Below are 8363 nucleotides of genomic sequence, written 5' to 3'. Positions count from 1 at the left end.
CGCCCGCCCCGTCACCGTCTGGAGTTCGCGTCGTGCGCATCGACCTGCACTGCCACTCCACGGCCTCCGACGGCACGGACGGCCCCGCCGAGCTGGTGCGCGCCGCCGCCGCGGCGGGACTGGACGTCGTCGCGCTGACCGACCACGACACGACCCGCGGGTACGCGGAGGCGATCGCCGCGCTGCCGCGAGGGCTCACGCTGGTCACCGGCGCCGAGCTGTCCTGCCGGGTCGACGGGGTCAGCATGCACATGCTGGCCTACCTCTTCGATCCCGAGGAGCCCGCCCTGCTCGCCGAGCGCGAGCTGGTGCGCGACGACCGGGTGCCGCGGGCCCAGGGCATGATCGCCAAGCTGAACGAGCTGGGCGTGCCGGTCAGCTGGGAGCAGGTCGCGCGGATCGCCGGCGACGGCTCCGTCGGGCGGCCGCATGTCGCGACCGCGCTCGTCGAGCTGGGCGTCGTACCGAGCGTGGGTGACGCGTTTACCCAGGACTGGCTGGCCGACGGCGGCCGTGCCTTCGTGGAGAAGCACGAGACCGATCCGTTCGAGGCGATCCGGCTGGTCAAGGGCGCCGGGGGAGTCACGGTGTTCGCCCACCCGGCCGCCGCCAAGCGCGGCCGCACGGTGCCGGAGTCCACGATCGCCGAGCTGGCCGCCGCCGGCCTGGACGGCATCGAGGTCGACCACATGGACCACGACGAGGACACGCGGGTGCGGCTGCGCGGCCTGGCCGCCGACCTGGGCCTGCTGGTCACCGGGTCCTCGGACTACCACGGCAGCCGCAAGACGGTCGCGCTCGGCGAGTACACCACCCACCCCGACGTCTACGGGGAGATCACCCGGCGGGCGACCGGGGCCTTCCCCGTGCCGGGGACCGGCGGAGCCTGAGGATCGTCCTCGCGCCCTGTCCCACCCGTCTGTCCACTTTTCGCAAGGCTTCCTCACGCATGTTCGACGTCGCTGTCTTCGGCTCTCTCTTTCTGACCCTTTTTGTCATCATGGATCCCCCCGGGATCACCCCGATCTTCCTCGCCCTGACCGCCGGCCGCCCCGGCAAGGTGCAGAAGCGCATGGCCTTCCAGGCCGTGTGCGTGGCCGGAGGGGTGATCGCCGTGTTCGGCCTGCTGGGCCACCAGATCCTCGACTACCTGCATGTCTCCGTGCCCGCGCTGATGATCGCGGGCGGGCTGCTGCTCCTGCTGATCGCCCTCGACCTGCTGACCGGCAAGACCGACGAGCCCAAGCAGACCAAGGACGTCAACGTGGCGCTCGTACCGCTGGGCATGCCGCTGCTGGCGGGCCCGGGGGCGATCGTGTCCGTCATCCTGGCCGTGCAGAAGGCCGACAGCGTGGCCTCGCAGGTCTCGGTGTGGTCGGCGATCCTCGCCATCCATGTCGTGCTGTGGCTGGTCATGCGGTACTCGCTGCTGATCATCCGGGTGATCAAGGACGGCGGTGTGGTCCTGGTGACCCGGCTCGCGGGCATGATGCTCTCCGCGATCGCCGTGCAGCAGATCATCAACGGCGTCACCCAGGTGATCCGGGCGGGCTGAGGCCGCCCGGCCGGGTCCGCGGACGCGGCAACGTATGTCGCGGCAACGTATACAAAGCCCCGTGGGCTGCCGGTCGTTCCGGCGCCCCACGGGGCTCTGAAATCTGTGGATGGTGATCCGCGCGTTATGAGGCCGTGGTGTCGGCCGGACGGATCCACAGGCGCTGCCCGATGGCGGCGGCCTGCTGAACGATCCCGTTGACGGAGGCGGCGTCCACGACGGTGCAGTCCACGGGCGTGCCGTCGATGTCGTCGAGTCGCAGGATTTCGAAGCGCATGGGCTTCCCCTTCGTCTGGTCATCCTCCTGAGGAGAACTACTTGGTGGTATGAGCAGGGGCGTCTGTCCCCCTGTTCTGTACCTAGTCAACGCGCTGCGTGTTACAGACATTCCCTACGCTAAAGAAATTTTTCGAACGTCTAACTACTGACCGGTAAATGGGTTTGTGGAGACTGAATGGGACCGGTTGTGTTCGCAGCGTGACCGCCGGGACAATGGGCGCGATGAACGACGACCTCGCGGACCTGACCGCCCGCATCGACCGTACGAACGAACTGCTCCAGCGCATGCTCGCCGAGGTGGCGAAGACGCCCTCGACCCACGCGATCTTCGTCGACGCGGGATACCTGTACGCGGCGGCCGGCCGGCTGGTGGCCGGGACCGAGGACCGCCGGTCCTTCGACCTCGACGCCGAGGGCCTGATCGACGCGCTCATCGACCGCGCCCGCACGATCTTCGCGGACAGCAGGCTGCTGCGGGTCTACTGGTACGACGGCGCCCGGCGCCGCATCCACACCGCGGAGCAGCAGTCCATCGCGGAGCTGCCGGACGTGAAGGTGCGCCTGGGCAACCTCAACGCCAACAACCAGCAGAAGGGGGTCGACTCCCTGATCCGTACGGACCTGGAGTCGCTCGCCCGGCACCGCGCCATCAGCGACGCGGCCCTGCTCGGCGGGGACGAGGACCTGGTGTCGGCCGTCGAGGCGGCGCAGGGGTACGGCGCCCGGGTGCACCTGTGGGGCATCGAGGCCCCCGAGGGCCGCAACCAGGCCGAGCCCCTCCTGTGGGAGGTCGACAGCCAGCGCACGCTCGACCTCGACTTCTTCAAGCCGTACGTGTCCCGGCGCACCGCCGCGAGCTACGAGCCGTCGTCGGCGACCGCCCGGCCCTCGCGCGAGGACGTCCGTTTCGTGGGCGCCCAGATCGCGGCGAAGTGGCTGGCGGCGCGGGGCCGGGACGCCCTGGTGGACCTGCTGCCCGGCCATCCCTACCTCCCCGGCTCGGTCGACCAGGACCTGCTGGTCGAGGCCGAGCAGCTCCTCGCGTACTCGCTGCGCGGCCAGTCGGACCTGCGGCGCGCCCTGCGGGACGGCTTCTGGGAGCACTTGCAGACGCAGTACTAGCGGGGGCCGGCCGGTACGGACACGCCCTAGTGCGGGTGCCGGTCCCAGAAGTCGGCGAGGGCGTCGGCGGTCGGCAGCGGCCGGTCCACGTTCGGCGAGTGCTCGGCGCCGGGTACGACCGTCCGGTGCGCGCCGAGCCGCTGCGCCATCTCGTCCAGGATGGCCAATGGCCAGGTGTCGTCGCGGGCGCCCGACAGGACGTGGAACGGCAGCGGCAGGGCGGCGAGTTCGCCGATCCGGTCCGGTTCGCTGCACAACTGCCGTCCTGTAGCCAGGAGTTGGGCGGGCTTGGTGCTCAGCCAGCGGCGCCGCAACTGCTCCTGGGTGCCCGGGCCGCGGGCCGGGCCGCCGACCTCCTCGGGCGGACCCATGGCCTGGATCGCCTCCCAGACCTCGGGCATCGTCATCACGGCGAGCGCCTCGCGCAGCAGCGTCACGCGCGCCTCCTGGGAGGCGGAGATCCGGGCGGGACCCGAGGCGACGAGGGTGAGCGTACGGAAGGGGGAGTGGTCCAACAGGGCGGCGGAGCGCGCGATCTGGCCGCCGAGGGAGTGCCCGACGAGGTGGACGCGAGCGCCGAGCGCTTCGGCCTGCGCCAGCACGTCCCGCGCCAATTCGCCCTGTTCGTAGGCCGATTCGTCCTCGGCCGGTCCGTCGGACTCGTGCTGCCCGCGCCCGTCCACGGCGACGGTCCGGTACCCACGCCGCGCGAGCGTCGCGTGCACCTGGTTGAAGTCCTCCTTGCTGCCGGTGAATCCGGGCAGCATCAGGGCGATGCCCCGCGCCTGGGCTCCGTCGGCCGCGGGCATGTCGACGACGGCGAACTCGCCGCGCGCCGTGCGCAACGGGTAGGCGCGAGCGCCGGGGGGTGTGTCGAAGGCGGTGGGGTCGGTCACGGGCCGAGGCTATCGGCAACCGCACGGGCGCGGGAACGCCGAATGCCCGGCCCACCGGGGTGGACCGGGCATTCGGGTTCGGCTCAGCTCTCCGCGGGGTCGGCCGAGGCCGCGACCTTACGGGTGCGACGCGCCCTCGGCTTGGCCTCGGGCTCCGCGCCCTCCGCCTCGGCGACGGGCGCGGCCGCCGCGGTCTTGCGGGTGCGGCGCGGCTTGGGTTCCGGCTCCTGCGCGGTCTGCGCCGGGATGTCGGTCGCTGCCGCCGTGGCCTTGGTCGCCGCGGTCTTGCGGGTGCGGCGGGGCTTGGCCTCGGTCGCCTCCGCGGTGTCCACGGCTGCCTCGGCCGCTGCTGCCGTGGCCTTCGTCGCCGCGGTCTTGCGGGTGCGGCGCGGCTTGGCCTCGGTGGCGTCCGCCGTGTCCGTCGCTTCCGGGGCGGTCGCGGTGGCGGCGGTCTTGCGGGTGCGGCGGGGCTTGGCCTCGGTCGCCTCCGCGGTGTCCACGGCTGCCTCGGCCGCTGCCGCCGTGGCCTTGGTCGCCGCGGTCTTGCGGGTGCGGCGCGGCTTGGGCTCCGGGTCCTGCGCGGTCTGCGCCGGGATGTCGGCCGGGGCCGTCGTCTCGGGCTCGGCGGCCTTGCGGGTGCGGCGACGCGGCGCGGCGGCCGGCGCCTCGGTGGCCTCGGCGGTGTCCACGGCCGTCTCGGCCGGTGCCGCGGCGGTCTTGCGGGTGCGGCGGGGCTTGGCCTCGGTCGCCTCCGCGGTGTCGACAGCCGTCTGCGCGGAGTCGGCGGCCGTCTCCACGGCAGCCGTGGCCTTGCGCGTACGGCGACGCGGCGTGGTGACCGGCGCCTCGACGGACTCGGCCGGCGCCGACTCGGCGACCTGGACGGTCTCGACCGGGGTCACCGGCGTCTCCACCGCCGCGGGCGCCTCCGCGGACCTTCGGGTGCGGCGGCGGCGCGAACGCTCCACGGCCTGCGGGGTGTCGAGGACCGTGTCCTCCACGACCGCGACGGCGGCGGTCTCCGCGACCGGGGACTCGGTGGCCGTCGCCGTGGCCGGCGTCGCCTCCGGGCCCGGACCGCCGCGGGTGCGGCGGCGCCGGCGCGGGGTACGCGCGGCGGTGCCCTCCTCCGTCACGGACGTCTGCTCGACCGCGGGCGCGGTGCTCGCCTCGGACGCCACCGGCTGCGTCGCGTCCAGCGGCGTACCGCCACGGGTGCGGCGGCGGCGACGCGGCGTACGGGCCGGACGCTCGTTGTCGGCCGGACGGGACTCGCTGCGGTCGCCGCCCCGGTCGGAACGCTCACCGCGGCCGCCACGACCGCGCGCCGCGCGGCCGCCCGGCTCGCCGAGGTCCTCCAGGACCTCCGCGTCGAGCCCGGCGCGCGTGCGCTCGGTCCGCGGCAGCACACCCTTGGTGCCCGCGGGGATGTTCAGTGCCTCGAAGAGGTGCGGGGACGTGGAGTACGTCTCCGGCGGGTCGTTGAAGTCCAGCTCCAGCGCCTTGTTGATCAGCTGCCAGCGCGGGATGTCGTCCCAGTCGACGAGGGTGATCGCGATGCCCTTGGCGCCCGCGCGGCCGGTACGGCCGATGCGGTGCAGGTACGTCTTCTCCTCCTCGGGGGACTGGTAGTTGATGACGTGGGTGACGCCCTCGACGTCGATGCCGCGCGCGGCGACGTCGGTGCAGACCAGGACGTCGACCTTGCCGTTGCGGAAGGCGCGCAGCGCCTGCTCGCGGGCGCCCTGGCCGAGGTCGCCGTGGACCGCGCCGGAGGCGAAGCCGCGGCGCTGGAGCTGCTCGGCGATGTCGGCGGCCGTGCGCTTGGTACGGCAGAAGATCATCGCCAGTCCGCGGCCCTCGGCCTGGAGGATGCGGGCGACCATCTCGGGCTTGTCCATCGAGTGCGCGCGGAAGACGTGCTGCGCGATGTTCGCGACGGTCGCGCCCGTGTCGTCCGGCGCGGTGGCGCGGATGTGCGTGGGCTGCGACATGTAGCGACGGGCCAGGCCGATGACCGCGCCCGGCATGGTCGCCGAGAACAGCATCGTCTGACGCCTCGGCGGCAGCATGTTGATGATCTTCTCGACGTCGGGCAGGAAGCCCAGGTCGAGCATCTCGTCGGCCTCGTCGAGGACGAGCGACTTCACGTGCCGGAGGTCGAGCTTCTTCTGTCCCGCGAGGTCCAGCAGCCGGCCCGGGGTGCCGACGACGACGTCGACGCCCTTCTTGAGGGCCTCGACCTGGGGCTCGTAGGCCCGGCCGCCGTAGATGGCGAGGACGCGCACGTTGCGCACCTTGCCCGCGGTCAGGAGGTCGTTGGTGACCTGCGTGCACAGCTCGCGCGTGGGGACGACGACGAGCGCCTGCGGCGCCTCGGTGAGGTCCTCGGGCTTGGCGCGCCCGGCCTCCACGTCGGCGGGAACGGTGACGCGTTCGAGGAGCGGGAGGCCGAAGCCCAGCGTCTTGCCGGTGCCGGTCTTGGCCTGGCCGATGACGTCGGTGCCGGTGAGGGCGACGGGGAGCGTCATCTCCTGGATGGGGAAGGGGTTGATGATGCCGACGGCCTCAAGGGCTTCGGCTGTCTCGGGAAGGATCCCGAGCTCTCGGAACGTCGTAGTCAGGGTGCTGCCTCTTCTGTGTGGGCGGTGCGAGGCGAGCGCGGGGGTCGTGTACCGTGCCGGGGACGTCGGCCGCCTTATGGGCGGACCGAAGGGCGCGGGACCACTGCCGACGCTCTAGCGCTCGAACCGCTGAGGGTTCCCTCCGATCGTCGTACGCATCAGTGCCGTACGGTCAGGGAGGGCTGTCGGGTCGGAGCCGATCGGGCCACCGACCGGGCATCCTCATACGTGCGGCCTGTCGAGGTACGGCTGAGTACCAGCAGGCGCATTACCACCATACCCCGGAATCGCGCACACGTGATGGCCGATTCGGTCACGTAGTCACCGTCACACCGATCCGCGTCGTTGTGGTCCTACTGAATGACCAGGGACTTCCGTCCGGCGGCGGGCGGGCTATTGTGCGCTTCATGACGAGCTCTGACAAGCCCGAGAACGCCCCCGAGACCGCCGCCGAGTCCACCGAACCCACCGGGTCCGCACAGTCCGCCGGATCCACCGAGCGCACCGGGATCGCGGCCCAGGACTGGGCGCGGGCCTCCGCCGAGCCGCAGTACCGGGCGGCCGTCGTGGATCTGCTCGGCGCGCTGGCCTACGGCGAGCTGGCGGCGTTCGAGCGGCTCGCGGAGGACGCCAAGCTGGCGCCGACGCTCGCGGACAAGGCGGAGCTGGCGAAGATGGCCTCGGCCGAGTTCCACCACTTCGAGCGACTGCGCAACCGGCTCACCGAGATCGGTGCCGAGCCGACCGAGGCGATGGAGCCGTTCGTCGCCGCGCTGGACGGGTTCCACCGGCAGACGGCGCCCTCGGACTGGCTGGAGGGGCTGGTCAAGGCGTATGTCGGCGACTCGATCGCCAGCGATTTCTACCGTGAGGTCGCGGCCCGTCTCGACGCGGACACGCGCGAACTGGTCCTCGCCGTCCTCGACGACACCGGGCACGCGGGATTCGCCGTGGAGAAGGTGCGCGCGGCCATCGACGCCGACCCGCGGGTCGGCGGACGGCTCGCGCTGTGGGCGCGCCGGCTGATGGGTGAGGCCCTGTCCCAGTCCCAGCGCGTGGTCGCCGAGCGGGACGCGCTGTCGACGATGCTGGTCGGCGGGGTCGCGGACGGCTTCGACCTCGCCGAGGTCGGCAGGATGTTCTCCCGGATCACCGAGGCGCACACCAAGCGGATGGCCGCGCTGGGCCTGGCCGCCTAGGGCCCGTCCCGGCCGGGGCGTCAGGACCGTTCAGTCTTGGTCCTGACGCTGGTCCCGCTCCTGACGCCCGCCCTGGCCCGGATCCTGGCCCCGGTCCTGTCCGTGGTTGTCGTTCCCGTGGATTTCCCGGCGGCCGTCGGCTTGGTCGGCGGTCATGCCGGTGCCGACCGCCGCCGGAGTCTTCCCGCGGGGCGCAGCAGCAGCGAGAGCGAGGCGGTGGAGACGACCGCCGCACCGAGCAGGCTCGGCAGGAGGCTGTCGGGTCCCACCGCGCTGTGGGTGATGAAGTCGCCGAAGAGCGCTCCGGCGATGCCGGTCGCGAAGACGAAGGCCCGGTTCGGCAGACGGTGGGAGAAGCGGCGGTCCGCCGCCCACGCGAGCGCCACGCCGAGCATGGCGGAAGCGAGCGCTTCCAAGATCATGTCGAGTCCCTCCGGGCGGCCGTACCGTGCACCACGGTCGTAGCCCGTCATACCCGTGACCTGCGGAATGCAATCCCCCCTGTGAGGCGGTTGTGCTCCCTTTGTGCCGGGGGACGCGGGCCGGAGACGGTACCGGGATCGTGCGGGGAAAGCCCGGGCGAACACCGTGCCGACAGCCGGTTACGGCCGCCGGTGACGTACTCCGCGCCGGACGCCCGTGGACACGACAGGAAGGCGGACACAACGGGAGAGGGGCCCGGCGACAT

At 72.4% G+C, this 8363-nt stretch carries 8 protein-coding genes; 4 read left to right on the top strand and 4 right to left on the bottom strand.

The features are described from left to right. The first annotated feature begins 32 nt into the window (after positions 1-32). Together FNH09_RS42380 and FNH09_RS42375 are read left to right on the top strand one after the other, a co-directional pair. Positions 33-890 carry a PHP domain-containing protein gene (locus FNH09_RS42380; protein WP_162469928.1) on the top strand — a complete coding sequence of 286 codons (858 nt, stop codon included), beginning with the start codon at positions 33-35 and terminating at the stop codon, positions 888-890. 59 nt (positions 891-949) lie between these two features. Beyond that, positions 950-1555, top strand: a complete 606-nt coding sequence (locus tag FNH09_RS42375) for a MarC family protein (RefSeq protein WP_152895187.1) — start codon at positions 950-952, stop codon at positions 1553-1555. Positions 1556-1679: 124 nt separating this feature from the next. Here the strand turns inward: FNH09_RS42375 and FNH09_RS47945 are convergent, their stop codons facing one another. After that, on the bottom strand, positions 1680-1832 hold the full coding sequence (locus tag FNH09_RS47945) for a hypothetical protein (protein ID WP_152895186.1): 153 nt from the start codon (positions 1830-1832) through the stop codon (positions 1680-1682). A gap of 224 nt (positions 1833-2056) precedes the next feature. Between FNH09_RS47945 and FNH09_RS42365 the strand changes: the two genes are divergently transcribed. Beyond that, positions 2057-2956: an NYN domain-containing protein gene (locus tag FNH09_RS42365; protein ID WP_162469927.1), complete on the top strand. Its 900-nt coding sequence runs from the start codon at positions 2057-2059 to the stop codon at positions 2954-2956. 26 nt (positions 2957-2982) lie between these two features. Here FNH09_RS42365 and FNH09_RS42360 read toward each other — a convergent pair whose 3' ends face one another. Both FNH09_RS42360 and FNH09_RS42355 read right to left on the bottom strand, forming a co-directional pair. Beyond that, the gene (locus tag FNH09_RS42360; RefSeq protein WP_162469926.1) at positions 2983-3852 is read right to left on the bottom strand and encodes an alpha/beta fold hydrolase; all 870 of its coding nucleotides are present in this window, start codon (positions 3850-3852) and stop codon (positions 2983-2985) included. A gap of 83 nt (positions 3853-3935) precedes the next feature. Then, positions 3936-6383: a DEAD/DEAH box helicase gene (locus FNH09_RS42355; protein ID WP_152895185.1), complete on the bottom strand. Its 2448-nt coding sequence runs from the start codon at positions 6381-6383 to the stop codon at positions 3936-3938. 491 nt (positions 6384-6874) lie between these two features. Here FNH09_RS42355 and FNH09_RS42345 point away from each other — a divergent pair, with 491 nt between their 5' ends. Continuing rightward, entirely contained in the window at positions 6875-7675 is an 801-nt protein-coding gene (locus FNH09_RS42345) for a ferritin-like fold-containing protein (protein ID WP_162469925.1), read from the top strand. 152 nt (positions 7676-7827) lie between these two features. On the opposite strand, the gene FNH09_RS42340 is transcribed toward FNH09_RS42345, so the two are convergent. Beyond that, positions 7828-8097, bottom strand: coding sequence for a hypothetical protein (locus FNH09_RS42340; protein ID WP_152895182.1), 270 nt, complete (start codon positions 8095-8097; stop codon positions 7828-7830). Positions 8098-8363 lie beyond the last annotated feature (266 nt).

Source organism: Streptomyces adustus (assembly GCF_009377175.1).
Classification (GTDB): domain Bacteria; phylum Actinomycetota; class Actinomycetes; order Streptomycetales; family Streptomycetaceae; genus Streptomyces; species Streptomyces adustus.
Note: the sequence above shows the minus strand (reverse complement) of the source record. Positions and strands in the feature narration are given on the sequence as shown.

Coding starts and splice junctions, on each gene's coding strand:
- FNH09_RS42340 (WP_152895182.1), bottom strand. CDS start 8,097: ATGATCTTGGAAGCGCTCGCTTCCGCCATGCTCGGCGTGGCGCTCGCG.
- FNH09_RS42365 (WP_162469927.1), top strand. CDS start 2,057: ATGAACGACGACCTCGCGGACCTGACCGCCCGCATCGACCGTACGAAC.
- FNH09_RS42355 (WP_152895185.1), bottom strand. CDS start 6,383: ATGACGCTCCCCGTCGCCCTCACCGGCACCGACGTCATCGGCCAGGCC.
- FNH09_RS42375 (WP_152895187.1), top strand. CDS start 950: ATGTTCGACGTCGCTGTCTTCGGCTCTCTCTTTCTGACCCTTTTTGTC.
- FNH09_RS47945 (WP_152895186.1), bottom strand. CDS start 1,832: ATGCGCTTCGAAATCCTGCGACTCGACGACATCGACGGCACGCCCGTG.